The 24,864-nt window shown below is 61.1% G+C and carries 28 protein-coding genes; 25 read left to right on the top strand and 3 right to left on the bottom strand.

Annotated elements, in window-relative coordinates:
• Positions 1-28 precede the first annotated feature (28 nt).
• The 9 genes from HMPREF9161_RS04425 (at position 29) to HMPREF9161_RS04385 (ending at position 7,805) form a co-directional block, all read left to right on the top strand.
• Positions 29-835: an HAD family hydrolase gene (locus tag HMPREF9161_RS04425; RefSeq protein ID WP_009728486.1), complete on the top strand. Its 807-nt coding sequence runs from the start codon at positions 29-31 to the stop codon at positions 833-835.
• An 8-nt stretch (positions 836-843) separates the two neighbouring features.
• Positions 844-1,695: a histidinol-phosphatase gene (locus tag HMPREF9161_RS04420; protein ID WP_009728485.1), complete on the top strand. Its 852-nt coding sequence runs from the start codon at positions 844-846 to the stop codon at positions 1,693-1,695.
• A gap of 36 nt (positions 1,696-1,731) precedes the next feature.
• Positions 1,732-2,616 (top strand): hypothetical protein, encoded by an 885-nt coding sequence (locus HMPREF9161_RS04415; RefSeq protein ID WP_009728484.1) that lies wholly within the window; start codon positions 1,732-1,734, stop codon positions 2,614-2,616.
• 38 nt (positions 2,617-2,654) lie between these two features.
• Positions 2,655-3,584 carry a homoserine O-succinyltransferase gene (gene metA / locus HMPREF9161_RS04410; RefSeq protein ID WP_009728483.1) on the top strand — a complete coding sequence of 310 codons (930 nt, stop codon included), beginning with the start codon at positions 2,655-2,657 and terminating at the stop codon, positions 3,582-3,584.
• A gap of 126 nt (positions 3,585-3,710) precedes the next feature.
• Complete coding sequence (locus HMPREF9161_RS04405) at positions 3,711-4,355, top strand: hypothetical protein (RefSeq protein ID WP_037348576.1); 645 nt, start codon at positions 3,711-3,713, stop codon at positions 4,353-4,355.
• 112 nt (positions 4,356-4,467) lie between these two features.
• A complete protein-coding gene (locus HMPREF9161_RS04400; protein ID WP_009728481.1) occupies positions 4,468-5,388 on the top strand; it encodes a hypothetical protein in 921 nt (306 codons plus the stop codon).
• A complete protein-coding gene (locus HMPREF9161_RS04395; RefSeq protein ID WP_009728480.1) occupies positions 5,330-6,706 on the top strand; it encodes an NlpC/P60 family protein in 1,377 nt (458 codons plus the stop codon). Before HMPREF9161_RS04400 ends, HMPREF9161_RS04395 begins: the two co-directional genes overlap by 59 nt.
• 67 nt (positions 6,707-6,773) lie before the next feature.
• Positions 6,774-7,292, top strand: a complete 519-nt coding sequence (locus tag HMPREF9161_RS04390) for a YbjN domain-containing protein (protein ID WP_009728479.1) — start codon at positions 6,774-6,776, stop codon at positions 7,290-7,292.
• A gap of 27 nt (positions 7,293-7,319) precedes the next feature.
• Positions 7,320-7,805, top strand: coding sequence for a YbjN domain-containing protein (locus tag HMPREF9161_RS04385; protein WP_009728478.1), 486 nt, complete (start codon positions 7,320-7,322; stop codon positions 7,803-7,805).
• Between the two features lie 175 nt (positions 7,806-7,980).
• Here the strand turns inward: HMPREF9161_RS04385 and HMPREF9161_RS04380 are convergent, their stop codons facing one another.
• Positions 7,981-8,709 carry a flagellar brake protein gene (locus HMPREF9161_RS04380; RefSeq protein WP_009728477.1) on the bottom strand — a complete coding sequence of 243 codons (729 nt, stop codon included), beginning with the start codon at positions 8,707-8,709 and terminating at the stop codon, positions 7,981-7,983.
• Between the two features lie 174 nt (positions 8,710-8,883).
• Here HMPREF9161_RS04380 and HMPREF9161_RS04375 point away from each other — a divergent pair, with 174 nt between their 5' ends.
• From HMPREF9161_RS04375 to HMPREF9161_RS04360, 4 genes are read left to right on the top strand one after another with little or no spacing between them, the layout of a single operon-like run.
• Complete coding sequence (locus HMPREF9161_RS04375; protein WP_009728476.1) at positions 8,884-9,339, top strand: YaaR family protein; 456 nt, start codon at positions 8,884-8,886, stop codon at positions 9,337-9,339.
• Positions 9,339-10,397: a DNA polymerase III subunit delta' gene (gene holB / locus HMPREF9161_RS04370; RefSeq protein WP_009728475.1), complete on the top strand. Its 1,059-nt coding sequence runs from the start codon at positions 9,339-9,341 to the stop codon at positions 10,395-10,397. The genes HMPREF9161_RS04375 and holB overlap by 1 nt, the downstream gene beginning before the upstream one ends.
• A gap of 32 nt (positions 10,398-10,429) precedes the next feature.
• On the top strand, positions 10,430-11,488 hold the full coding sequence (locus HMPREF9161_RS04365; protein WP_009728474.1) for a stage 0 sporulation family protein: 1,059 nt from the start codon (positions 10,430-10,432) through the stop codon (positions 11,486-11,488).
• A complete protein-coding gene (locus tag HMPREF9161_RS04360) occupies positions 11,481-12,224 on the top strand; it encodes a tRNA1(Val) (adenine(37)-N6)-methyltransferase (RefSeq protein WP_009728473.1) in 744 nt (247 codons plus the stop codon). The genes HMPREF9161_RS04365 and HMPREF9161_RS04360 overlap by 8 nt, the downstream gene beginning before the upstream one ends.
• Before the next feature lie 81 nt (positions 12,225-12,305).
• Here HMPREF9161_RS04360 and HMPREF9161_RS04355 read toward each other — a convergent pair whose 3' ends face one another.
• Positions 12,306-12,707, bottom strand: a complete 402-nt coding sequence (locus tag HMPREF9161_RS04355) for a thioesterase family protein (protein ID WP_009728472.1) — start codon at positions 12,705-12,707, stop codon at positions 12,306-12,308.
• A gap of 213 nt (positions 12,708-12,920) precedes the next feature.
• On the opposite strand from HMPREF9161_RS04355, the gene HMPREF9161_RS04350 reads away from it, so the two are divergent.
• The 11 genes from HMPREF9161_RS04350 (at position 12,921) to HMPREF9161_RS04300 (ending at position 22,124) form a co-directional block, all read left to right on the top strand.
• Positions 12,921-13,235 carry a hypothetical protein gene (locus HMPREF9161_RS04350; RefSeq protein ID WP_009728471.1) on the top strand — a complete coding sequence of 105 codons (315 nt, stop codon included), beginning with the start codon at positions 12,921-12,923 and terminating at the stop codon, positions 13,233-13,235.
• 60 nt (positions 13,236-13,295) lie between these two features.
• Positions 13,296-14,276 (top strand): diaminopimelate dehydrogenase, encoded by a 981-nt coding sequence (locus tag HMPREF9161_RS04345; protein ID WP_009728470.1) that lies wholly within the window; start codon positions 13,296-13,298, stop codon positions 14,274-14,276.
• 112 nt (positions 14,277-14,388) lie between these two features.
• Entirely contained in the window at positions 14,389-15,012 is a 624-nt protein-coding gene (locus HMPREF9161_RS04340; RefSeq protein WP_009728469.1) for a class I SAM-dependent methyltransferase, read from the top strand.
• A gap of 36 nt (positions 15,013-15,048) precedes the next feature.
• Positions 15,049-15,999 carry a hypothetical protein gene (locus HMPREF9161_RS04335; RefSeq protein WP_009728468.1) on the top strand — a complete coding sequence of 317 codons (951 nt, stop codon included), beginning with the start codon at positions 15,049-15,051 and terminating at the stop codon, positions 15,997-15,999.
• Between the two features lie 74 nt (positions 16,000-16,073).
• Entirely contained in the window at positions 16,074-17,345 is a 1,272-nt protein-coding gene (gene serS / locus HMPREF9161_RS04330; RefSeq protein WP_009728467.1) for a serine--tRNA ligase, read from the top strand.
• Positions 17,342-17,896: a UbiX family flavin prenyltransferase gene (locus tag HMPREF9161_RS04325; protein WP_009728466.1), complete on the top strand. Its 555-nt coding sequence runs from the start codon at positions 17,342-17,344 to the stop codon at positions 17,894-17,896. Before serS ends, HMPREF9161_RS04325 begins: the two co-directional genes overlap by 4 nt.
• A 5-nt stretch (positions 17,897-17,901) precedes the next feature.
• The gene (locus HMPREF9161_RS04320; protein WP_009728465.1) at positions 17,902-18,612 is read left to right on the top strand and encodes an acyloxyacyl hydrolase; all 711 of its coding nucleotides are present in this window, start codon (positions 17,902-17,904) and stop codon (positions 18,610-18,612) included.
• A gap of 12 nt (positions 18,613-18,624) precedes the next feature.
• The gene (gene rnhA, locus HMPREF9161_RS04315) at positions 18,625-19,305 is read left to right on the top strand and encodes a ribonuclease HI (RefSeq protein ID WP_009728464.1); all 681 of its coding nucleotides are present in this window, start codon (positions 18,625-18,627) and stop codon (positions 19,303-19,305) included.
• A gap of 12 nt (positions 19,306-19,317) precedes the next feature.
• Positions 19,318-20,085, top strand: coding sequence for an ABC transporter permease (locus tag HMPREF9161_RS04310; RefSeq protein ID WP_009728463.1), 768 nt, complete (start codon positions 19,318-19,320; stop codon positions 20,083-20,085).
• Between the two features lie 15 nt (positions 20,086-20,100).
• Positions 20,101-20,847, top strand: a complete 747-nt coding sequence (locus tag HMPREF9161_RS04305; protein WP_009728462.1) for an ABC transporter ATP-binding protein — start codon at positions 20,101-20,103, stop codon at positions 20,845-20,847.
• On the top strand, positions 20,844-22,124 hold the full coding sequence (locus tag HMPREF9161_RS04300; RefSeq protein ID WP_009728461.1) for an MlaD family protein: 1,281 nt from the start codon (positions 20,844-20,846) through the stop codon (positions 22,122-22,124). Before HMPREF9161_RS04305 ends, HMPREF9161_RS04300 begins: the two co-directional genes overlap by 4 nt.
• A 177-nt stretch (positions 22,125-22,301) precedes the next feature.
• Here HMPREF9161_RS04300 and HMPREF9161_RS04295 read toward each other — a convergent pair whose 3' ends face one another.
• Positions 22,302-23,075, bottom strand: a complete 774-nt coding sequence (locus tag HMPREF9161_RS04295) for an enoyl-CoA hydratase/isomerase family protein (RefSeq protein WP_009728460.1) — start codon at positions 23,073-23,075, stop codon at positions 22,302-22,304.
• 259 nt (positions 23,076-23,334) lie between these two features.
• On the opposite strand from HMPREF9161_RS04295, the gene HMPREF9161_RS04290 reads away from it, so the two are divergent.
• Positions 23,335-24,864, top strand: a complete 1,530-nt coding sequence (locus HMPREF9161_RS04290; protein WP_009728459.1) for a TolC family protein — start codon at positions 23,335-23,337, stop codon at positions 24,862-24,864.

The following is a 24,864-nucleotide window of genomic DNA, read 5'->3' as shown; positions in this document are numbered from 1 at the left end:
TCATTGTATACAAGAGACGGTGGATGAGATGATACGGCTGATCTTTTCGGATATGGACGGGACGCTGCTGGACGAGAACGGTCGGCTGCCGGCGGAGTTCGGCGATCTCTACGCGCGCCTGCGGGAACGCGGGATCCTTTTCGCCCCCGCTTCGGGGCGCCAGTATGCTTCGCTCTGCAAGACCTTTGCGCCGTGGCGGGAGGAGATGCTCTTCGTTGCGGAAAACGGAACGATGATCGTGGACCGCGGCGGGCGCGAACTGTATTCGAGCGTCATCGACCGCGCGCTTGCGATGGAGATCATGCGGGATGTGGGCGGGCTGCCCGCGGTCTACGGCGTGCTCAGCGGGAAGAAGCACGGCTATGCGCGCACGCAGGATGCCGTTTCCGCCTTTCGCGCACAGCTGGATAAATACGTATCGGATGCGGCATTCGTCGACGATTTTAACGACGTTGATGACGCTCCTATTCAAATGTCTTTTTGCGATCTGACGGGGAACGCCGAGACGACCATTCTGCCGCATGTCCTGCCTTATGGGGACCGCCTGCAGGTGGCGCTCTCAAGTCACGAGTGGGTGGATCTCTACAACAGCGGCGTCAATAAGGGAACGGCGGCGCGGCGGATTCAGGAGGCGCTCGGCATCCGCCCCGACGAGTGCGCGGCGTTCGGCGATTATCAGAACGACCTCGAACTGATGGATGCCGTCGCGCACAGCTTCGCGATGGAGAACGCGCTGCCGGAGGTGAAGGAACGCGCGCGCTATACGGCGCCGAGCAATCGCGCGCACGGGGTGATCGCGGTGTGCGAGCGGATTCTCGCGGGTGAATTTGACTGAGGTATGCCATGCGTTTTGACTATCACATGCATCTCGAATACGGCTCTTATGACGAGGACTACGCGGAGGGCTTCTTCCGCGCGGCGCGGGCGCGCGGCGTCGCGGAGATCGGCTTTTCCGAGCACTCGCATACGTTCCCGGAGTTCGAGCAGCTCTACTATGACGATTTGATTCTTGATGACGGCTTCGTGGGCAGTTTTCAGAAAAAATGGCTCAGGACGAATAAGTTTAAGTACACGCTCGACGAATATTTTTCCTTCATCGAAAAACTGCGGAAGAAACACAAGGTGCTCGCGGGCATCGAGGTCTGCAATTTCCAAAATCAGGAGGCGGTCGCGAAGATCCTGCGCGCCTATCCGTTCGACTATATCATCGGCTCGGTGCATTTCCTCGGCGGGTGGGCGTACGATACGGGGGCGATCGCAGCGGAGTGGGAGAACCACACGCTCAAGGATATCTACGAGGCGTATACGGCGGAGGCCGAGAAACTCGCTGCGGCGGGGCTCTACGATGTGCTCGGACACCCGTTCAACATTCGGCTTTACAAGTATTTCCCGGACTTCGATGTGACGCCGTACCTCGAACGTGTCGCCGCGGCGATGCGGCGGGCGGATATGATCGTCGACCTGAACACGGGGACGTATTACCGCTACCCCGTGCGGGAATTTTCTCCGTACCCGGATTTTATGCGCACGGCGCATGTACACGGGCTGCCCGTCGTCACAACGTCGGACGCGCACAAACCCGAGGACTGCGCGCGCTACAACGAGGAGGCCGTGCGGTATGCGCGCTTCTTCGGTTATACCGAGCAGATACGCTTTACCGGGGGGCGCGGGCGGGAACTTGTGCCGCTGATATGAGGGCGCATCGGAAGGCCCATAGAGAGGAGTTATGAAATGAGAACAAAATATGGGATCGCCGCGCTGATCGGTCTGCTCTTTCTGTGCCTTGTTTGTCCCGCGGCGTTTGCCGAAGACGGCAAAGCCTGGACCTGGCTCAGCTCGAACGATAAATACTCGAAATTTTACGCGCCCGCCTCTGTGCGCGTGGTATCCACTGCCGTGCGCAAACGGCCGAAGGGAACTGTGGCAACCGAGATCGAGGGAGATATCAAGACCTCGTTCAGCTACGCGGGGGCCGAGGAGACGATCCGCAACTACCACATCGAGCATGTGATCGCCAACCCGGGGCAGCTTGCCTATGCCATTGCGCATGTGCGCGTGCATCCTCAGAGCCGCGTGCTGCAGTATATGAACGAGACCTTTTACGACGTGAAGGGCAACGTGCTCTGGTCGAAGGGTGAGGGACGGGAGAAAGAGATGAACTCCCAGCAGTTCGACGAGGAATTCTACGCCGCTATCGTCGATATTGTGTTCCGCCAGGGGGAACTCGATCGGCTGCGGGCGGACGACCGCTGGATCGTACTTTGGTCCGACGAGGATACGAAGGGGCGTAAGACCGTCGTGACGGCGGATATGTCCACTATGCGCCGCGTCAAGGACAATCTCATCTTTTGGGCGTGGACAGAAACGCATGACAAGCAGGGCAACGTCGTCGAGATCAAATTCGACAAGCGCGCGGTGAACCTGCCGCAGGGGACGGAGCGCATCGTCCGCGGACGTTACTGGACACCGCAGGACGGATGGCAGGATCTCGACGACGCCTATGAGGGCGCCTACCGCATGATCGTACGCAGTTCGCCCGAGGAACGCGGCCTCATGCGCCTGCGCGCCTTCGCCGACGGATACAGCACATGGGTAAAACGCTATCAACTTGAGTAAGCCGCGCGCCGCCCATAGGAAAGGGAAACGAGTACAGCATGCCGATTAAAATACCGAACCAATTGCCCGCGGCGAACGTCCTCGAGAGCGAGAACATCTTCGTCATGAACGCGGCGCGCGCGTACAGCCAGGATATCCGTCCGCTCAGGATCCTCATCTTGAACCTCATGCCGATCAAAGACGTCACCGAAACGCAGCTTCTGCGCCTCCTCGGCAATACGCCGCTGCAGGTTGAGGTCGATTTCATCTATACCGAGTCCTATATCCCGTCGCATACCTCGCGCGACTATCTCACCGAGTTCTACGGCACCTTTGCGGAGATACGTCATAAAAAATACGACGGTTTTATCGTTACGGGCGCGCCCGTGGAGCAGATGGATTTCGAGCGCGTCGCCTATTGGGACGAAGTCGCTGAGATCATGCACTGGAGCCGGAAACACGCCTACTCGACGTTTCATATCTGTTGGGGCGCGCAGGCGGGGCTCTATTACCACTACGGCATCCCGAAACATTGGATGGACAGGAAGATCTTCGGCGTCTATGAGCACCGGCTCTGCGTCCGGCACGAGAGCCTGCTGCGGGGATTTGACGACGTTTTCTATGTGCCGCATTCGCGCCATACGGAGACGCGCAAAGAGGACATCGAGCGCGTCCCCGAGCTGACGATTCTCTCGGAGGGCGATGCGGGTGTTTACATCATCGCGAACCTGCGCCGCCGTCAATTCTTCATCACCGGGCACGCGGAGTATGACCCGATGACGCTCAAGGCCGAGTATGACCGCGACCTTGCGGCCGGCATGAACCCCGATATTCCGATCAACTATTATCCGGAGGACGATCCGCATCGCCGGCCCGTCGTGCGCTGGCGCAGCGTCGCGCATCTCCTCTTTGCGAACTGGCTGAACTACTATGTCTACCAGGGCACGCCGTACGAGCTCGATAGCCTCGACAACAACGCGGACGAATGACGCGCGTGCGGTTCATGCGCTGCCGGTACCGCCGCATGTTCGTCTGGGAGAGAGGAGTTCAGTAAAAATTCAGTTTTTAGTAATACGATAAAGCGAGTGATCATGATTCGATTGGAGCGATTTAGCGTGCAGAAAATATGGGGCGCGGCACTTACGGCGGGCGCCGTGCTGCTCATGGGCATGCGGCCCGCGGCGGCCGAGGACGTGCCGAAGAACATCTATCAGTGGGTACAGTCCACGGCGCGGCAGGGATACTATTTCAACAAAGAGCAGATTCAATACGCCGCCGATGCGCACGGACACATCGACCTCACAAAACTCATCGTGCCGACCCTGCGCATCTACGACAACATCCAGATTCAGGACGTCGTCTCGAAGCGCCGCTGGCGGATGCTTTCCTTGAGCGGCTACGGCGACCTCACGGGCGCGGCCGAGTATCTTCTGATCGATCTGCGCGCGGGCGTCGTACATGTGACGGCGCACGAGGATCTCGACAGCCGATGGGGCGCACTTTCGCGCGAAGAGAATACGAAGGAGTTCAAACTCTCGGAGCTCTCGGATAAAGACGTCGAGAAGAAGTTCTTCGACGCCATCATCACCTATGCGGCGGAGCATCAGGAGGAGCTGATTCAGCGATCCAACGGAATTTTAAGCGATGCGGACCGCAAGTCTCTTTCGAAAAAACGTGCTGACCGGGCGGAGAACTACGATAAGAACAATAAAAAGAACGCGAAGAAGAACAAAAAAGACAAGAAAAATAAGAAAAAATAGCAGACAAACCGCCGTTCCCGCGCATTCGGAACGGCGGCTTTTTTTATAGCTTTTTCCGCAAAAACAAGGTATAATAAGGATAAGAAGAATAGAGCAAAGAGAGGGACACCGCATGACAGAGAAGGAATGGATGCAGTTGGAGCTGAACCGCATGGTAAAGGCGGAGGGCGGCAAGGTCAGCGTCGAGCGCATGACGGAGATCGTCTCGGATCTCAGCCGGCGCCTGCGCGAGAATCCGAATCTGCCGAACGAGGTCAACAGCGTCACTGCGGACGAACTGATCGCGCAGGCACGGAAAGTGACCGGCGAAGAGCGCTATCGCATCGCCAAGCAGATCCTTGGCATTGAACCGCATAACATCACCGCGGCATGCATGGAAGTCGAGTACATCGCGAAGAACGCGGACGACCGCGTGCATCTCTACGAGGACCTTACCCGTGCGGCGACCGCGCGGCTCGCGGAGGAAGGGCTCTTTGCCGACGAGAATATTGGCAAGTTCTGGTCGCTGCCGGCGACGAAGCCCTATATGTTCCTCCGTCTCTCCTATCTCGACGCCCTGTGCGAAGCCCGCAAACTTCGCCTCGCGGCAAAGGAATGCGAGGAGATGATGCGCCTTTCGGCGCACGACGACCTCGGGCGCCGTTACCGGCTCATGTTCATCTACGCGACCATCGAGGACGGAGATCCCGCGATTGAGCTGTATCAGCGCTACGAAGAAGGCGTCGCGATGATGTACCTTCCGCTCGCTATGCTTTTCTACCGTCTCGGCAAGATGAAGATGGCGCGCAATTTCCTGATGGAACTGGCCGCGGTCAATGCGGAAACGGCCGCGTTCTTCGAACGCGGTCTCGCAGGAGATTTGCCGCGGCGTACGCCGGGACGCTATGCGGGCTCCTTCGCCATCGGAACGATGGAGGAGTTCGGCGAAGCTGTCGCCGACAACAGCTTTGCCTTTGTCGGTATGGAGGCGTTCTTTGCATGGGGACTCGGCGAGCTGCGCCGTGCGCCTGCGCATGATGTGCCGAACGAATAACGGCCGCCGCCTGCGCGGGGCTTTTGTGCGGCTGCTTTTTGCCGCAGCGGTCGCATCCGTTATGATGGCGGGCGCGACGGCGTATGCCGCGCTGCCCGTGGAGGGCCCTGCGGCAACAGCCTCCTATTGGCAGCGCGCGGACGGCGATACGCCCCTGCTCACAGAACGAGAGATGACGGAACTTAACATGAGGATCGCCGGGGGGACGGGTACGCTGAACGACCTTGACGCCGTTCCGAAGGAACTTTTTGGGAATCCGATCCCGCGGTATATTGCAAAGGCGGCGCAGGATTTTACGCCGGATACCGTCCCGGGCGGTTATCTTGGAGGCGCGCGCCTCACGCCGGAACGATGGCGCGCGATTTGGGAGAACTGCGCGGCAGACACGGTGCCGGAGAAAAGCACCGTATATGAGACCGTTACGCTGCGGCGCACGGATGTGCGGCTTCTGCCCTGCCGCGCGGGGCTCTATGCGTCGCCCGAAGAGACGCGCTACGATGCGCTTCAAGGAACCGTGCTCGATCCCGGGACGCCGGCGCTTCTCTTCCACACGTCTGCGGACGGCGCCTATGGATTCATATCGGCGAGCGATTACGACGGCTGGGTGCGCATGGCGGATCTTGCGACGGACGACCGCGGAGACTGGTTCGGCCGGGTTGCGCCGCGCAGGTTCGCCGTCGTTACGGCGCCGACCCTCCGGGTTGACACGGGGGAGGAAACGCTCCTTTATGAACTCGGCGCGCACATCCCTATGGTCACATGGGGGCCGGCACAGACGCTGCGGATTCGTGTTCCCGCTCGGGACGCCGAAGGGCGCCTCGCAACGAAATACGTTCCGCTTCCTGCCGAAGGGCTTTCCATAGGGGCGGTTACGCCGACGCACAACAACCTCATGAGGCTCGCATTTGCGCCGCTCGGCACGGAGTACGGCTGGGGCGGAGAGAACGGCGGGATGGACTGCTCGTCCTATGTGCGGAACATCTACCGCGCGATGGGCATCGTTCTTCCGCGCGACGCGGACGAACAGGAGCGCGCCATGGGACAGATCTCTATGGAGGGGCTCCCGACGGCCGAGCGATGGGCGCGCCTCAAAGAAATGCCGCCGGGATCGCTGCTTTTTCGCCCGGGGCATGTGATGCTCTATCTCGGTACGGATCGATCGGGCACGCCTCTTGTGATCCATGACATCAGCAGCTATTATGAAGACGGCGCGAAGCGGTATGTCCGCCGGGTTGTCGTCTCGGATCTTAACTTTCAGAACGCACGCGGCATACCGGCGATCGATACGCTCACGCATATGGGGCGGGTATTGCCGTAAGATGCCTTTGCATAGAATATATCTTCATCGGTTCCGCGGTCGGAGCGGAGCGGATACGGAGGGGAAAATGGGACTCTTTGACGGATTTCGTGGGGACGAGGATCCGCAGGCGACGAGCATTCACAGCGCCATTAAAGCGGAACTCGACAAGCACGAATGGAATTACGAAGAGAGCGAGGGCCGAGAAGAAGGCCAAGAAGGAACCTACTTTTACATGCGCAACGAGCTTGAAAACGACGCGCCTGTGACGGTTGTGATCGCCATTCGCGAACATGCGGATGCCGACGGTTTCATCAAGATCAAAATCTACGACATCGCCTATCTGCCCGAGGACGGCGACCGCGCGGCGTTGCTCACAAAGATCAACGAATGGAACGCGGGATTTCGCTATGTGAAATTTTGCCTGGACCGCGATCAGGATGTCGTCGCCGATATCGACCTGCCGCTCGATCTGCATAAGGGCGTCTTCCGGCCCGAAAACGTGATGTCGATGATGGCGCTCGGCATGCATATTGTGGAGAATGTTTTTGACGATCTGATGGAACTTTGCGTGCGCGGGCATAAAAGCCGCCCGCAGGAATCATAAAATATCGAAAGCTGAACGGAGGCAGTTATGGGACTTTTTGACGGATTCAGCGGCAGCGAGGACGGGCTGAAGAACAGCGCGTTCGAAGCGATTAAAGCGGAACTCGACAAACAGGATATGAAGTACGGCGAGGACATGTCGGAGGACGGTGAAGACCATATCATCCGCATGCGTCAGCAGCTCGACAACGGCAGCGTCGTGAGCATCGCGATCGTCGTCACCGAGAACGGCGACACGAACGACTTCATCAAGATCAAGTATTTCGGTCTCGTGCGCCTTGAAGAAAATTCCGACCGCATCGCATTCATCGAGAAACTCAACGAGTGGAACAGCGCGTACCGTTATGTAAAATTTGCCATCGACGACGAGCAGGATGTCGTCGTCGATATCGACCTGCCGCTGGATCTCCATGTCGGCGTATTCCAAGCGGAGAACTTTATGGCGATGGTCGGCGTGGGGCTGCAGGTACTGGAGGAGGTTTATCCGGCGCTGATGAAGCTCCGCTGGGCATGAGATGTGGCAGTAAATCTTGGCGTACGGCGGCGTCATGTCGTGCATCCAAGCTTGACTGTCACTTAGGCCGCGGTATCACGGGAGGCGGGCGGATCGCCGCTGCGCGAACCCCAAAACAATAAAACGGGACGTCCGTACGAATCCAATCGTACGGGCGTCCCGTTTTATACGGTATTCAACTTTTCTTCGTATGATCGATCTGCGGCACTTTCAGCCCTCGTTTCAAATAGCTTTGCTGGAGCTGATAGATGCTCTGCACAAGGCGCTCCTGCTCCCGCTTGGTGAGCGCGTCGTCGAAGGAGACGCCGATGTGGTAGGTCATGCCGAGGGTGGTGTCGATCGGTGTGGAACGGCGGATATGCGCTTCGGTTTCGAGCGTTCCGATGTGCGGGAGATCGGGGACCCGTACGACGAGCGACGCCCCTTCGATGACGGGCTCGTCGTTGACGAAGCAGAGCCCGCCGCCGCTGATGTCGATGAGGTCCGCCGTACGGTAGTCCTTGAGGCTGCCGTGATCGCCCGGAAGTTTTACCTCGATCTCCATCGGGATGGGGACGCGGACGAAGTCGCGGAGCTGGATGCGCTCGGCGCTCTCCGGGAGATCGAGGTACCAGATCGTATCCGGCAGCGGCGAGGACGAGCGGTACGGCACGGCGAAATGATAGACGCAGCCCGCGCCCGTCAGATGACACGCGAAAATATGTCCCGCTGCGGGCGCGTTTGCGAATTTTTCCGGCGTGATGTCGAGCCGTACCGTGAGGGTGCCGGCAGGATGCCCGGCCGCCTGCTCCTCCTCGCCGCGTTCGAGCGAGCCGTAATAGTCGATATCGAGATCGCGGTCAACGATATGAATGGATGTACCGTGTTTTAACAGTGCCGTGAGTTTTTCACCCTCGATTGCCATAGGTTCAATCCTTTCTCTCGGAACGTTCATATTCTGCGTTTGTGCATAGGATAACAAAGTATATCGGCAAAGTCAATTTCGTGCTTTGACTTTGCGGGATGTTCGGGCTATAATAAAAATCGGCGGATTATATCGTCATATTAAATCTTACGGGAAAAGGATCGGGTGAACGCGATGGCGATGAAGATAGACCGCGGCATGTCCCGCAATGCGGCGCTTGCGATGACACGTTCGGAGCCGGATGCGGGCGTGCGCGGTGCGGATACGGATTTCAGCGCGGAGCTGGCGGATCAGGAGCAGTCGATGTCGCGTGAGGCGATGGATCGCCTGCTCGAGCAGATTGACGAACAGGGATCGCGCCTGTCGAAGACGCCGACGTTCGACGAACTGCGCGCCTATCGCGCGCTCATCCAAAGTTTCATCGGCGAGGCGGTCGGCTCGATGTACGAGCTGCGGACGCAGGCGGGCTGGGACCGTCTCGGCCGGCAGAAGGTCTACACATCCGTACGTAAGATCGATAAGAAACTCGAGGAGATGGCGGAGAAGATTCGCCTCGGCCAGGCGGATCAGCTCGACATCATTGCGAGCCACGACGCCATCCGTGGAATGCTCGTGGACCTCTATATGTGATGGCTGCCAAAATGCGCGAGACGCAGATACCGACTGCGGAGGGAACCGCGGTGCGGGAGGTATTCCCGCAGGGGTGGGAGGATGTGCGCGGACACGCGGAGATCGTCCGCCGTCTGCGTCGTCTTGCATCTGCGGGGCGTCTGCCCCATGCGCTGATCTTTTCCGGCGCGGCCGGTGTTGGAAAGCGCCGTACGGCGCGCGTACTTGCACGGACGCTGCTCTGCGCGTCGGGAGGGGACGCTCCGTGCGGACGCTGCGAGGCCTGCCGCACGACGGCGGCGGGGGTACATCCCGACTATTTTGAGATCGCGCCGGAGGCGCGGGGCAAGGGTGCGGCGATGATCCGCACGGAAGCGGTGCGCGAGATGCTTATTGCCGCTTCGGAGGCGCCTGCGGCCGCGAAGCGCCGCATCATCCTCGTCGACGGGGCGGAGCGCATGAACGAGACGGCGGCGAATCGCCTCTTAAAGACGCTCGAGGAGCCGGCGGGGGAGATTCTCTTTATTCTCGTGACGAACGCCTATGACGCCGTTCTGCCGACCATCCGCTCCCGTGCGGCGCGCATCGCATTCGGTGCGCTTACGCGGACGGAGATTGAGGGAGCGCTTTTGGAGCGCGGCGGCGTGCCGGATGCGAAGGCGATTGCGTCGCTGGCCGACGGCAGCCTCGGCCGTGCCTACGATCTCGTGGATACGGGGCTTGCCCCGCGTGACGAGGCGCTCTCGCTCCTCACGGCGTTGCCCGTACTGCGGATCGACGAGATTTGGCGGCGTGCGGAGGAGTTCGGCGCCCTTTCTCACGACGACCGCATGGCGCGGCTGGGCTTTTTCCGGATGGGGCTGCGGGATATGCTCGTCCTCATGGAAGCCGGCACGGCGGAGATTTTTCACGCGGATCGGCGTGCGGAACTTGCGGCGCTTCTGCCGCAGACGACGCGGCCGCGGATCTTTGCCCTCCTGCGGGAGAGCGACGCGCTGATCCGGCGACTCGGGACGAATGTGAATCCGGCGCTGCAGGCGGAAGCCTTTTTGATACGGGCAAGAAAACAATTCCAATGAATTGTTCCATATAGATGACGTAGGAGGAAGTTTTGCAAACGATAGTTGGCGTCCGTTTTAAACAGACGGGCAAGATATATTCATTCGGACAGGGGCGGCTGATGATCGCGGAGGGAGATCATGTTGTCGTCGAGACCTCCCGCGGTATGGAGTGCGGCCGCGTTGTGAGTGCGCCGCGCGACGTGCCGGATGAAACGGTACCGCCCAATCTGCGCATGGTGCACCGCGTGGCGGATGCCTCCGATCTCGCGCGCATTGAGGAGAATCATGCGCGGGAACGTGAGGCGCGCACCGTCTGCGAGGAGAAGATTCGCGCGCTCGGGCTCAAGATGAAACTCGTCGAGGTCGAGCTGACCTTTGATCTGTCGAAAATGCTCTTTTACTTCACGGCGGACGGGCGCGTGGATTTTCGTCAGCTTGTGCGCGAACTGGCGGGCGTGTTCCGCACGCGTATCGAACTGCGCCAGATCGGCGTGCGCGACGAGGCGAAGATGATGGGCGGGATGGGATGCTGCGGGCGGCCGCTCTGCTGCTCTTCGTTCCTCGGCGATTTCGTGCCCGTCTCCATTCGCATGGCGAAGGAACAGAATCTCTCGCTGAACCCGGCGAAGATCTCGGGGATCTGCGGCCGCCTCATGTGCTGCCTCAAGTACGAGAGCGAGGGCTACGGCTGCGGCGGATGCATGAAGGCGAAGAAGAAAGAAGAATATGTCCCCGTGCAGAACGACCGCGTTGTGGCGGAGGACGGAGAGGGACGTGTGATCGCGCTGAACGAACAGCGGCGTATGGCAACCCTGCTCATGGACGACGGGAAAACGGTTGTCGCTTCGTGGGACGATATTGCGCGCGCCGAGCATGATGAACATGCCGAGAGAACTTGCGCCTGCCCGCATCGACAGGCGGCGCAAATCGGTGCCCGCGCGCCGCGTGAACGCCGAGAACGCGGCGCCGCGCAGAGGGGGCGGAGCGAGCATGGCGATCGGCCGCCGCAGAGCGGACATGACGGGGAGCGCCGTACGCGTCCGCATGGGAAGCGTGCGCCGCGCCGGAATGAACGTATGCGGGTCAGCGACGAGGCATCCGGTGACTGAGGTAGACCTGCTGCCCAGAGAACGCCTTGACGATCTCGTATGCGGCGGCCGAAAGATCATCCAGCGGACGGATGAATTCTGTTTTTCGATGGATGCGGTTCTGCTCGCGCATTTCCCTCGGCTCGCGTCCCGCGCGCGCGTACTCGATCTCGGCACGGGGGCGGGGGTCATTCCCCTCTTGATTGCAGATGAAGTACGGGAGATTTACGCGGTTGAGTTCAATCCCGTGCAGGCGCGGCTTGCGGAGCGGAACGCGGCGCTGAACGGACTGTCGGAGAAGATTACGGTGCGGGAAGGGGATTATCGCGACCCTCCCGCACTTTTTGCGCCCGCGTCCTTTGATCTTGTCTTTGCAAATCCGCCGTATTACCCCGTGCGCAGCGGCGCTGTGAACGCGGGAAAGGGACGCGCGGCGGCACGGCATGAGATCACGGCGACGCTTGCGGATACGGTGCGCGCGGCCGCGTATGCGCTGCCGCCCGGCGGACGCCTCGCGATGGTCCATCTGCCCGAGCGGCTCGGCGAGATTATGCTTGCGCTGCATGCGGAGAATTTCGCCGTAAAGCGTATGCGGCTCGTGCTGCCGCGCGCAGACCGTGCGCCGAACCTCGTCCTGATCGAGGCCGCGAAGGGGGCGGCGCTCAGGGGGATGCGCCATCTCCCGCCGCTGATTGTCCGCGGCGCGGATGGCGGCTATACGGAGGAGATCTGCCGGATTTACGGCGGCGGTATCTAAAGAGCAACATAAAAAAGGCGTACCCGCACAGTTTGTGTGCCGTACGCCTTTTACTGCGGCTTTAGGAAGCGCGCCGCAGGGTCAGCCCTTCTTTCCTTCGGCCTTTGCCATAAACTTTTCCGAGGCGACGGCAAATCGTTCGTGCGTGCCGGCGCCGATCTCTTCGCGCGCGTCGTACGCCGTGACTTTGAGGCCGATCTTTCGCCCGTCGACCGCCGTCACTTCGGCGACGGCGCGGACCGAAAGACCGACGGGCGTCGCCGCACGATGGCTGATCGAGAGCGCGGTGCCCACCGTCGTCCAGCCTGCGGGGCATTCGCACTGACACAGCTCCGCCGCGGCGCGCTCCATCAGCGCCGCCATACAGGGCGTCGCGTAGACGTCGAGCGACCCGCTGCCGACGACGCGCGCCGTATTCTTTTCCGTGACTTCGCCGCGTACCTCGCGCGTCATGCCGGGAGCGATCTTGCTTGTGAATTCCATAGGGAGAACCTCTTTCTATAGTGCGATAGATCATGCGCTTCGATGAAAATATTTTACCGCATACCCAATTCTTATGCAACGCCGCATCGAAAGAAAACGACATGCTCTGTATACAGAATAATTTTTCGCGGACAGTTGCGTGCGTCATGGAATCGTTCTATAATAGGGAACGCCCGCGAAGAGGGCATATATCCGTAATAAGAGGTGATACGAGTGAGCGATACATACAGCGTCGCCATCAGCTGCGGCGAGGTTCTCGGCTGGATTGACTATGACGGTACGGCGCGGTCGGCAAGCGTGAATCTTGCGGATGAAAAGGGCCGTGCGGCGGTGGAGAATTTTCTCGCCGCGGATCATGAGATCGAGATGCCGCATGAGACGCTGATGGACTTTACGAAAGAGACCGTCACGCCGCTCGCGGACCGGGAGAGCTTCGAGCTTGCGCTGACGCGCCTGTGGAATGAGACGGGCGTTCAGGTGGACTGGTCGCGGCCGGTGGACTATGTAAAGGCGCACCCGCATTACTGAGGAACGCGGTTTCCTCAAAGGTTTTACGCCGTTTTAGGGGAAACGGCGGAAGGAGTATTTATGACAAGAATTGGAATTTTGGGCTATGGGAATCTCGGACGCGGCGTGGAGTACGCCGTGGAGGCGAATGCGGATCTGGAACTCGTCGCCGTCTTTACGCGGCGCAATCCCGCGTCGGTCAAGGTGCGCACGGGCGTGCCCGTCGTCTCCGCGGACGCGGCGGCGGAGTGGAAGGACAAGGTGGACGTTCTGATCCTCTGCGGCGGGTCGGCGACCGATCTGCCCGAGCAGACGCCGGCGTTTGCAAAGCTGTTCAATGTGGTCGACAGCTTCGATACGCATGCGAATATCCCGGCGCATTTCGCGGCGGTGGATGCGGCGGCAAAAGCGGCGGGACATATCGGCATCATCTCGGTCGGCTGGGACCCGGGCATGTTCTCGCTCAGCCGCGTCTACGGCAGCGCGGTCCTGCCGGGCGGCACGGACTACACGTTCTGGGGACGCGGCGTCAGCCAGGGGCACTCCGACGCGATCCGCCGCATTCCGGGCGTCAAGGATGCGAAGCAGTACACGGTGCCGGTTCCCGCAGCGCTCGAGGCCGTGCGCAGCGGCTCGAACCCGACGCTCTCGACGCGTCAGAAGCACACGCGCGAATGCTATGTTGTCCTCGCGCCCGGCGCTGATGCAGCGGCTGTGGAGAAGGCGATCGTGACGATGCCGAACTATTTCTCGGACTACGACACGACGGTGCATTTCATCAGCGAGGAAGAACTCCGGCGCGACCATGCGGGGCTCGCGCACGGCGGTTTCGTCATTCGCTCCGGCGCGACGGGCGCGGGCGGCGCGCACAAGCATGTGATCGAATACAGCCTGAAGCTCGACTCGAACCCGGAGTTCACGGCGAACGTCCTCGCGGCGTACGCGCGCGCGGCGCATCGTCTCGCCGCCGAGGGCGCGACGGGCTGCAGAACGGTGCTCGACATCGCGCCCGCCTATATCTCCGATAAGAGCGGTGCGGAGCTGCGCAAAGCGCTCCTGTAAAATAAAATTACCGTACGATATAAAAGTGTCTCGCGGCAGAGCCGTACGAGACACTTTTTGTTTTTTGTGTTATGATAGGGCATATGATTTGACGATGAGGGAGGAAACGGATATGGGCCTGCTCAAAAAATTCTTTGCCAATGCGGCGAAGCCGAAGGGCCTCGTCGGAAAACTTGTGGTCAGCATTATGAACCGCGGACACGCGCCGGTCGCCGCGTGGGGCTTTTCGCATCTTACCCTGCGCGGCGATGAGGACGTGCTCGACTGCGGCTGCGGGGGCGGGGCGAACATCGCGCAGTTTCTCCGCGTGCTCCCGCGCGGGCATGTGACGGGCCTCGACTATTCCGAGGTATCCGTGGAAAAGACGAAGGCGCTCAATGCTGCGGCGGTCGCGGCGGGGCGTTGCGCGGTCGTGCAGTGCGCACTCCCGGAGATGCCGTTCGAGGACGGACGCTTCGACGTTGTGACGGCGTTCGAGACGATTTATTTTTGGCCGGATCTTGAAGAATGCTTCCGCGCGGTGCTGCGCGTGCTGAAGCCGGGCGGCGTGTTTATGATCACGAACGAGGCGGGAAAGAAAAATGAGAGAAGTCTCAAATGGACGAGGATCGTCGACGGCATGACCGTATACACGGCGGATGAACTGAAAGAACTGCTGACGCACGCGGGATTTGCGCGTGTGGAGACGGACGACGACGCGAAGGACGACAGGCTGAACGTCAAAGCCTATAAATAATCGACGTGGCAATTCAGACGGGAAGGAGGAACGCGCATGGCGATCACACCGCCGACGCCGCCGACCCCCCCCACGCCGCCGAAGATTACGCTCGGCGACGCGGCACACGAGGCGCAGAACAACACGACCCATACGACGGGCGACGTGCAGGCGGAGCAGCAGGCGCGGGACTCGGTTGCGCGGGGGAACGGCGCGCTCTCGAAGACGACGACGGGCACGTCGAAGGATCGTGCGAATAACGCGCAGATAGAACGTGCTGATGCGGGCGCGCGCAGCGATGCGGCAGGCGGCGACCGCGTGAACACATCGCGTTCCCGTGTGGATCACGGCACGAAGCTCGAAGGGCAGACGGGGGCGGATGCGGCCGACGGACTGAGCGCGGCCGAGGAGAATGCGATCCTCAAAAAGCAGCTCGGCATCGCGGAGGACGGGCAGACGGCACAGTCGTCTGCCGCGGCGCAGCCGCCGCAGTCCTATACGGCGGCGAGCGCATTCTATTGGGCGGGGCTGCTCGCCTTTGCCGCTTTCGGCGGGTTCCTCCTATTTCGGCGTTTCTTCCGCAGGAAACCCGATATCGGGCAAAGCGGCGCGGCGCCCCATTTGGCGGATCGGATCCTCGCGATGGACCGCGGCGGTGCGCGCGGGATACGTACGACGGAGCGGGAGCGCGAAGCCGCGCAGGATCATGCGGCGCTTCTCTCGGCGGCGGCAAAGACGCGGCGTTCCCGCGATACGCATGGAGAAATTCTGACGGAATACACGGGGCTCACGGCGGGAGAAGCCCTCGAACGCCTCGCGGCGCGCGAACCGGGGCGTCGGCCGCAGGCCGGGGCGGATGCCCCGATGCCGAAAAAGGAGACCGCGCGCCGACCCGACCGCTCGGCTGCGGCGGCGCGGCCCGAAGCGCGGCCGCAAAAGAAGGAGGATCCGTCCGCCGCGCAGCGGGCCGCTGTGGAAGAGCAGCCGCACTTTGAGGTGCGCGTATAGGCCTTTCTTTACAAACGAGGTCCTTTGTACTATTATAGCAGGTGATAATTCTACGCTGCGATGGAGTGATTTTGATGTTGGATATGAAGTTTGTCCGCGAGAACCTAGACGCTGTCCGAGAGATGCTGCGGAACCGCTGCAACGACCTCGATCTCGGATCATTCACGGCGTTCGACGAGACGCGCCGTCGTATTTTGCAGGATGCGGAGGAGAAGAAGGCGCGCCGCAACGCGGTCTCCAAGGAGATCGGTATACGAAAAAAGGCGGGCGAAGCGGCGGAGGACGCCGTCGCCGAAATGCGCGCGCTCGGCGACGAGATCGCGGCGCTGGACGAGGATCTGCGCGATGTGGAGACGAAGCTGCGCGACCTGCTTCTCCGGATCCCGAACATGCCGAAGGCGGACGTGCCGGTCGGCAGGGACGAGACGGAGAACCCGGAGGTGCGCCGCTGGGGAACCCCGCGGACGTTTTCCTTTACGCCAAAGGCGCATTGGGACATCGGCGAAGAGCTCGGGGTTCTCGACGCGGAGCGCGCGGCGAAGGTTACGGGGGCGCGTTTTACGTTCTATAAGGGGCTCGGCGCGCGCCTCGAGCGCGCCTGCATCAACTTCATGATGGATCTCCACGCGGAGAAGCACGGCTATACGGAGATGCTCGCGCCATACATCGTGAACGAAGACAGCATGATCGGCACGGGCCAGCTGCCGAAGTTCGCCGAAGATATGTTCAAACTGGAGGGACTCGATTACTATCTCGTGCCGACGGCAGAGGTTCCGACGACGAACTACCACCGCGACGAGATCCTGGACGCCGCACAGCTGCCCGAGTACTATACGTCCTATACCGCGTGCTTTCGCGCGGAGGCGGGCAGCGCGGGACGCGACACGCGCGGGCTGATCCGCCAGCACCAGTTCAACAAGGTGGAGCTGATCAAGTTTGTCGCGCCCGAGACAAGTTGGGACGAGCTCGAGAGCATGATCGCGGCGGCGGAGGACGTCCTGCGGACGCTCGAACTCCCGTACCGTGTGATCCAGCTCTGTACGGGCGATATGAGCTTTACGTCCGCCAAGACCTACGACCTCGAGGTGTGGATGCCCGCGCAGAATAAATACCGCGAGATATCGTCCTGCTCGAACTGCACGGACTATCAGGCGCGGCGCGCAAATATCAAGTACCGTCCCGCGCGCGGGGCGAAACCCGCGTTCCTGCATACGCTGAACGGTTCGGGGGTGGCGGTCGGCCGTACGGTCGCCGCGATCCTCGAGAACAACCAGCGGGAGGACGGTTCGGTCGTCGTGCCGCAGGCGCTCGTTCCCTATATGGGCGGCGTGACCGTGATCCGATGAAAAAGGTTATCCTCGGCATCACGGGCGCGAGCGGAAGCATCTATGCCGTGCGCCTCATCGAGGTGCTGCGCCGGCATGAGATAGAGATCCACGCCGTCGTCACCGAGAGCGGCCGGAAAGTGCTGGACTATGAGTGCGGCATCGCGCCGGAGGAACTCTCCCGGCGCGTGACGAAGATCTATCCGAACGGGGATGTGAGCGCGGCGATTGCGAGCGGCTCGTTCCGCATGGACGCGATGGTGATTCTTCCGTGCTCTATGCGGGCGGCGGGCGCGCTCGCGCACGGCGTGACGGGCGATCTCTTGACGCGCGCGGCCGACGTGACGCTCAAGGAGGGGCGCAGTCTCATCCTCGTGCCGCGGGAAACGCCGATGCACGCGATACATCTCGAGAATCTCCTGCGCCTGGCACGCGCGGGCGCAGTCGTGATGCCCGCATCGCCGGGCTTTTATCATCGGCCGGAGACGGCGGATGATCTCGTGAATATGATAGTGGGAAAGATATGCGACCGCCTCGGTGTCGAGGAGGAACTTTTTTCACGTTGGAGGTAACGATTATGACGCTGAAAAACAAACGTCTTGCCCTTTTAACTTTTGCAGGGATACTCGTCATGCCGCACACATGGGCGGCGGACACCGTTGACCGGTCTGCCGGACAGCCGCAGGCCTCGCCGAAACCCGCGGCGGAGCAGGAGCAGCGGCGTACGGACGAAACGCCGCGGCAGAAAGCGGCGGATCGTGCGGAGATGCATATGGGAACCGGGGACACGGACGCGGGGTATCGAAAAGCCGAGATTCAGATGGACTATCTCGAGCACCGCGGCGAGCGGCGCTATATCGATCTCTATAATGTGTATGCGTTCCGGCAGTACAAGGAAATGCACGGCATGTCGCTCCACTGGGGCGCGGCGGTATCGCGCGCCGTCGGGTCGTGGGCGGAGAAGGATCGGCCGGACGTGCGGCTCGACTCGTCTGCCGTCGGCGTCGGCCCCTCGTATATGGTGCGCTGGACAAAACCGCTCGGACACAAATGGGAAGCCTCTCTCGATATCACGGGGGCGCTTCTCGTCTACAACCGCACGCATCCCGCCCATACGCGCAACTATGACTTCCAGTGGCGCATCGGGCCGCGTCTCACCTATAAGTTCAACGAGCGCAGCGCGCTTAGCGTCGCCTATCTCGGGCATCATGTTTCAAACGGGCAGCGCACGAAAAATCCGGGCTACAACGGCGTCGGCTTTTCGATCGGCTATCGCTGGTCGTATTAAAGGGCGGTATTTGTGGCAAAGAAATTCTACGCCGTGAAACGCGGGCGCACGACAGGGCTTTTTACCGCGTGGGAGGACTGCGCGGCCGCGGTGCAGGGGTTTCAGGGCGCCGCGTACAAAGGCTTTATGACCGAAGCGGAGGCGCGGGACTGGCTGGAGGGAGCGGAGTGCGGCGCCGACGGCACGAAATCGCCTGCGCGCCGCACGGCCTCCGCCGCGGAGCCCGATCCCATGCCCGTCGGCACGGATTATATCATCCACACGGACGGCTCGTGTCTTCGGAATCCGGGCGGCCCCGGCGGGTGGGCCGCGGTGATCGAGAACGTGGCGACGGGTGCGGTTGAGGAGAAGAGCGGCGGGGATCCTGAGACGACGAACAACCGCATGGAACTGACGGCGGCCCTCATGGCGGTGTCCTCTGTGCCCGCAGGGGCGCGCGTGGCGCTCTATACGGACAGCCAGTATCTAAAGAATGCGTTTACCAAATTTTGGCTGCCCGCATGGAAAAGACGCGGCTGGAAGAAAGCGGACGGACAGCCCGTGCTCAATCGGGATCTTTGGATGCAGATCGACGCGGCGTTTGCCGCGCGTCGCGTACAGTTTTACTGGATCAAGGGGCATGCGGGCAACCCGCGCAACGAGCGTTGTGACGAACTGGCACGCGCGGCCGCGGCGGAGGCCGCGGAGCGGTGAGGAGGTGCGGCGGTGCAGAGCATTCTAGAGACGGTGGGGAGAATCGTCCTCACGCATCTTGCGAATATCGGACGCGTCACGCTTCTCTACGGCGAGACCATACGCCAAGTGACCCGGCGGATGCGGGTACGGAGCATCGTCTATCAGATGGCGCATCTCGGCGCAGACTCCCTGCTCATCGTGAGCCTGACCCTCCTCTTTACGGGCATCGTGCTGACGCTGCAGATCGCGCATGAGTTCATCCGTTACGGCGCGCAGAGCACGATCGGCGCCGTCGTTGCGATCGGTATCGGACGCGAACTCGGTCCCGTGCTCGTCGGCGTCGTCTGCGCGGGGCGCATCGGCGCCGCGATTACGGCCGAGGTCTCGACGATGAAGGTCACGGAGCAGATCGACGCCCTGCGCGTCATGGCCGTGAGCCCCGTCAACTATCTCATCGTGCCGCGCATGCTCGCGTGTATGTTCGTCGTCCCTGTGCTGACGGTATTCGGAGATGTCATCGGCGTATTCGGCGGCTATCTGATTGCCGTTCACTATTCCGGGATTTCCGCGTACACATTCACGCAGTCCGTCTCGCAGTTCGCACAGATTTACGATATGACGGGCGGGCTGATCAAGGCGATTTTCTTCGGGAACGTCATTGCCGTGCTTGGCTGCCATTATGGTCTCGCGGCGCCGAGCGGCGCCGAGGGCGTCGGCAAGGCGACCATGCAGACCGTCGTCACATCCATCATCGTCATCTTCATCCTGAACGCCGTGCTGACGTTCTTCCTCTTCTAACGGGCGGGAGGCGCTATGATTCGACTGAAGAACGTGTCTAAACGCTTTGCCGAAAAGGAAGCGCTGAAGGACATCAGCCTCACGATTGAAAAGGGAGAGACCGTCGCCATCATCGGCGGCTCGGGTTCCGGGAAATCAACCCTCCTGCGCCTCATGATCGGGCTGGATCGACCGACGAGCGGCGAAATCTATATCGGCGCGGACAACATCACCGCGATGAACGAGAACGCGCTCGACCGCGTGCGCCTGCGCATGGGCATGGTGTTCCAGTACTCGGCGCTCTTCGACTCGATGAGCGTGGGGGAGAACGTCGCCTTCGGCCTGCGCGAGCACACGGAAAAGCCCGAGGAGGAGATTCGCCGCATCGTCGCCGAGAAACTAGAACTCGTCGGGCTGCCCGGCGTGGAGGGGATGATGCCGCAGGAACTCTCGGGCGGCATGAAAAAGCGCGTCGGACTCGCACGGGCGATCGCGACGGATCCGGAGACCATCTTTTACGACGAGCCGAGCTCGGGGCTCGACCCCATCATGACGGCAAAGATCGACGAGCTCATCATCGATATGCAGAAAAAACTCGGCGTGACATCCGTCGTCGTCACGCACGATATGGCGAGCGCGAGCCGCATCGCCGACCGGATCGCCATGATCTACGACGGCAGTCTCATCGCTGCGGATACGCCGGAGCGGTTTCAGGATATCGATGATGACCGCGTGCAGGCATTTTTCCGCACGCTGCATCACAAAAGGGGGAGTGGGACATGAGTGCCGAGGCAAAGGTCGGCGCCTTTACGCTGGGCGGTGCGGCGCTTCTCGTCGCGGTCATCATCTTCTTCGGCGGACTGCGGTTCGGCGGAGGACACGAGTATACGCTCTATGCCGGGTTCGGCCGCGCGATCGGCCTCAATCCCGAGGCGCAGGTTCTCCTCTCGGGGGTTCCCGTCGGTCGGGTGCAGGAAGTCGCGAGCGACGGCACGGGCGTCACCGTCGCCATGACGATTCAGGACGGCGTGAAGATTCCGCGCGGTTCGTCCGTCACGATCGCACAGCCTGGCATCATGGGGGATAAATTCGTTATCATTACGCCGTCGGCAAGCAAGAATTACTATGCTGCGGGCGACTATCTCTACGGTTCGGACGAGATGGGCATGGACTCCATGTTCACCGAACTGAACAAGATGATCGTTCAGGTGGAGGATATGCTCACGGGGATCAACAACATCGTCGGCGCGCCGGGATTCCAGATGTCCGTGGTGCAGCTCGCCGTCAATATGGAGCATATGACGGCGCATCTCGACGGACTCACGGCAACCCTCGAGCAGATGGCGGCGGAGAACCGCGGGAATCTCAGCGGCACGATTGCGCATATGAACGCCATGGCGGCGAACCTCGCGCGGACGACGGCGAGCGTCGAGCGCATCGTGACGAACCTCGAGACCGTCGGGGCGGATCCGGCGACGGCGGAAAATCTGCGGCAGACGCTCGCCAATATCACAGAGGCCTCGGGGCGCATCGCGCGCATTGCGGAGGGGATCGAGTCCGTCACAGGCGACAAACAGACGCAGGAGGACGCACGCGCCCTCATCCACAATGCGCGTACGATGTCGGAAAAGGCAAACGGACTGATGGGACGGCTCGGCAGCATCAAGGTGACGCCGAAGATCGACGCGATGTACAGCGGCAAGGCGGACGACTGGCGGACGAACTTCAACCTCGATATCGGCGAGGCAAAGGGTATGTACGCCACATTCGGCGTGGACGACATCGGCGGCGGAGACAAGTTCAACGCGCAGGTCGGGATGCGCGGCCCCGCGTTCGGCGCGCGCGCGGGCGTCGTTGCGGGCGCGGCCGGCATCGGCGTCGACGCCTACGCGGGGGAGAAATTCAAATTCTCCGCCGACGCCTATGATCCGGACGACGTCACCGTGCGCCTGCGCGCTCAGTACCAAGTGCACGGCGGGACGTATCTCTTCGGCGAGTGGAACGATGTGAACGATCGAAAGCGGAGGGCGTTTTATACGGGCGTTCGCCAAGAATTTTAGGCGTGACACGAGATTTTCGCGCCTAGCTGTGTCATTGCGATGCATCCAAACTTCCGCGTCATTTAGGATTCGGATGAATGTGGGACTTTGGCGCATAAAATACTGCCCCGAACAAAATAAAACGGCGTACAATCAACCGATGTTGGCTGTACGCCGTTTTTCTATGCCGTTGGAATGTCACCCTTGATTGAAATTCGGCTTGCGTCCTTCGAGGAACGCCGTGACGGCCTCGCGGTGGTCGGCGGAGGCGCCGGCTTTGGCGAGGTTCTCGGCTTCGAGGCGGCTGTAGTTCATGTACTCGCGGTAGAAGATTTCGCAGTAGAGCTGTTTTTGCATGGCGATGGCGCCGAGGGGACGGCGCAGGAGCTTTGCGGCAAAGTTCTGCGTTTCCTCAAGGAGGGAACCCTCCGCCGCGAGCCGCGTCGCAAGCCCGAGATAGAGCGCCTCCTCGCCGTAGACGGGCGCGCTGAACGCCATAAGCTCGGCGGTCTTGGCGAGGCCGACGATCTGATGGAGATGATAGATGCAGCCCGTGTCGCCGGGGAGCGCAACGTTCGAGAATGCGGTGAGGAGGTAACTCGACTCGCTCATGATACGGAAGTCCGCGCCGAGCGCGATGCCGCAGCCGCCGCCGGCCGCCGCGCCGTTGATCATGGCGATAACGGGCTTGGAGCATTTCTTGAGTGCGAGCGACGCTTCGCCCGTGAGCATGGAGAGCTCGTAGCTGATGAACTCGAACGTTGCCATCTCGTTGATGTCGCCGCCTGCAGAGAAATTCTTGCCCGCGCCCGTGACGACGACGACCTTGACGGCGGCGTCCGCATCGCAGTGCTCGACAGCTGCGATCAGATCGCGGAACATTTGCGTGTTCAGCGCGTTGTTCGCCTCGGGACGGTCGATGGTAATCGTCGCGATACCGTTTTCGACGGCGAGCTTGATGTGTTCGTACATGGGAGCCTCCTTTTGGCACAGCTTCGTTCAAAAATCTATGCACATTATAAAATACTTTGGGACGATAGGTCAACGCCTGTGTTCCGGATGGAATGAGACGAATGCCGCTTTTTTAGTAGTTAATACATAATTTATTTGAAAAATGGCGCGGCAGCTGGTACAATGAAAGCATCTGTCAATAGGATTCTATCGTATTGGCGACTTTCGGAGCAGCCCGCCGCTCGGGTGCATCCTGACCACGGACGAGGAGGAAAGGGTCTTGAACAAAGGGAAATATTTTGCCAAACGCCTTGCACGGGGGGCGGCGCTGACTGCGGCGATCGGGCTTTTCGCGGCGCCGGTTTCTGCGGAGACGGTGAAGATAAACCTCTCGGACAGCGTACAGATGGCGCTTGAGAACAACCGAACGATCAAGGAAGCGCTGACGGATGTCGACAGCGCCCATTCGTCTCTTTCGAAAGCGAACCGCTCGATGGGACCGACGCTCACGTGGTCGTCGACGGCGAACCGCATCGGCGGCGAGGCGTACGATCAGGCGCGTATGACCGGCGCCAAATACGACTACAACTACGGCAATACGGGCACGGTCTCGATGCCCGTCTACAATGCGGCGCTGAACGCGCAGCGGAAGGCCGCGCGTTACGGTCTCAATTCCGCGGATCTTGCCCTGGAGCAGACGAAGCAGTCGATCCGCCTGACGGCGACGACGGACTATTTCAATATCCTGCAGGCGCGCAATCTCATAAAGGTGCGTGAAGATGCCGTCGCGACCATGCGGACGCATCTCTCCGATGTCAACGCGCAGCTCCGCGTAGGAACGGTGGCGCGCGCCGACGTGCTTGCCTCCGAGGTGGACCTTGCCAATGCCCAGCAGGCGCTCACGACGGCACAAAATAATTACCAGGTTGCGGTTGCGACGCTGAACAATGTGATTGGGCTCCCAACCGATACGGATCTTCAAATCGACGACGAACTACGTTATACAAAGTATGATCTCGCGCTTGAGGACTGCACGGACTATGGGCTCGTCTACCGCGCGGACGGCGCGGCGGCCGTCTATGCGGTCAAGCAGGCGGAGGCTGGCGTGCGGTCCGCCGAGGCGGGCTATCATCCGACGCTGAATGCGGCTGCGACGAGATCCATTGCCGGCGAACATGCCTTTAAGGACGATCATACGAGCAGCAACCAATGGGCCGCGGGGCTGAGCCTGTCCTGGAACCTTTTCGACAACGGCGTGACCGCCGCGCAGGTGCGTGCGGCCAAGGCCGCGCTGCGCAAGGCGGAAGAGGCGCAGGCGGCGACGGAGGAAAAAATCCGCCTCGATGTCCGTACGGCATATTTGAGTCTGCGCGCGGCGGAACAGAATATCAAGACGACGGAGACCGCGGTCGCACAGGCCGAGGAGAACTATAAGATTGCGCGCGTGCGCTACAACGCGGGCGTGGGCACGAACCTCGAGGTCATGCGCGCCTCGGACGATCTCACCACGGCGCGGATGAATTACTATACGGCACTATACTCTTACAATACGGGCAAGGCGAGCCTCGACAGCGCGATGGGGGTTCCCGTCGACCTCGACGCGGTGCGTTACCGTGCGGCGGAGGAGGAAGGCAAGCGCGCAAAGGGGGCGCGTGCGGCGGCGCGTCTGCATGACGATGCGCTCTTTGAGACGCCGAAGGACGACACTGTGCGCGAGACCGCTCCCGTGCCGACGCCCGCGCAGGCAGCCGGCGCGATGCAGCGCGTCCAAGCGGCACACGATGCCTACGAGAAGGATATGAAGAAGTAG

The organism is Selenomonas sp. F0473 (assembly GCF_000315545.1).
Classification (GTDB): domain Bacteria; phylum Bacillota; class Negativicutes; order Selenomonadales; family Selenomonadaceae; genus Centipeda.
This window is presented reverse-complemented; position numbering and strand designations above follow the sequence as displayed.

Excerpts from the sequence above, each read along its gene's own strand:
- HMPREF9161_RS04385 (WP_009728478.1), top strand. The coding sequence starts at position 7,320 with ATGGGACTTTTTGACGGATTCAGCGGCAGCGAGGACGGGCTGAAGAAC.
- HMPREF9161_RS04415 (WP_009728484.1), top strand. The coding sequence starts at position 1,732 with ATGAGAACAAAATATGGGATCGCCGCGCTGATCGGTCTGCTCTTTCTG.
- holB (WP_009728475.1), top strand. The coding sequence starts at position 9,339 with ATGGCTGCCAAAATGCGCGAGACGCAGATACCGACTGCGGAGGGAACC.
- metA (WP_009728483.1), top strand. The coding sequence starts at position 2,655 with ATGCCGATTAAAATACCGAACCAATTGCCCGCGGCGAACGTCCTCGAG.
- serS (WP_009728467.1), top strand. The coding sequence starts at position 16,074 with ATGTTGGATATGAAGTTTGTCCGCGAGAACCTAGACGCTGTCCGAGAG.
- HMPREF9161_RS04295 (WP_009728460.1), bottom strand. The coding sequence starts at position 23,075 with ATGTACGAACACATCAAGCTCGCCGTCGAAAACGGTATCGCGACGATT.
- HMPREF9161_RS04325 (WP_009728466.1), top strand. The coding sequence starts at position 17,342 with ATGAAAAAGGTTATCCTCGGCATCACGGGCGCGAGCGGAAGCATCTAT.
- HMPREF9161_RS04390 (WP_009728479.1), top strand. The coding sequence starts at position 6,774 with ATGGGACTCTTTGACGGATTTCGTGGGGACGAGGATCCGCAGGCGACG.
- HMPREF9161_RS04305 (WP_009728462.1), top strand. The coding sequence starts at position 20,101 with ATGATTCGACTGAAGAACGTGTCTAAACGCTTTGCCGAAAAGGAAGCG.
- HMPREF9161_RS04335 (WP_009728468.1), top strand. The coding sequence starts at position 15,049 with ATGGCGATCACACCGCCGACGCCGCCGACCCCCCCCACGCCGCCGAAG.
- HMPREF9161_RS04380 (WP_009728477.1), bottom strand. The coding sequence starts at position 8,709 with ATGGCAATCGAGGGTGAAAAACTCACGGCACTGTTAAAACACGGTACA.
- HMPREF9161_RS04400 (WP_009728481.1), top strand. The coding sequence starts at position 4,468 with ATGACAGAGAAGGAATGGATGCAGTTGGAGCTGAACCGCATGGTAAAG.
- HMPREF9161_RS04420 (WP_009728485.1), top strand. The coding sequence starts at position 844 with ATGCGTTTTGACTATCACATGCATCTCGAATACGGCTCTTATGACGAG.
- HMPREF9161_RS04320 (WP_009728465.1), top strand. The coding sequence starts at position 17,902 with ATGACGCTGAAAAACAAACGTCTTGCCCTTTTAACTTTTGCAGGGATA.
- HMPREF9161_RS04340 (WP_009728469.1), top strand. The coding sequence starts at position 14,389 with ATGGGCCTGCTCAAAAAATTCTTTGCCAATGCGGCGAAGCCGAAGGGC.
- HMPREF9161_RS04375 (WP_009728476.1), top strand. The coding sequence starts at position 8,884 with ATGGCGATGAAGATAGACCGCGGCATGTCCCGCAATGCGGCGCTTGCG.
- HMPREF9161_RS04355 (WP_009728472.1), bottom strand. The coding sequence starts at position 12,707 with ATGGAATTCACAAGCAAGATCGCTCCCGGCATGACGCGCGAGGTACGC.
- HMPREF9161_RS04345 (WP_009728470.1), top strand. The coding sequence starts at position 13,296 with ATGACAAGAATTGGAATTTTGGGCTATGGGAATCTCGGACGCGGCGTG.
- HMPREF9161_RS04300 (WP_009728461.1), top strand. The coding sequence starts at position 20,844 with ATGAGTGCCGAGGCAAAGGTCGGCGCCTTTACGCTGGGCGGTGCGGCG.
- HMPREF9161_RS04425 (WP_009728486.1), top strand. The coding sequence starts at position 29 with ATGATACGGCTGATCTTTTCGGATATGGACGGGACGCTGCTGGACGAG.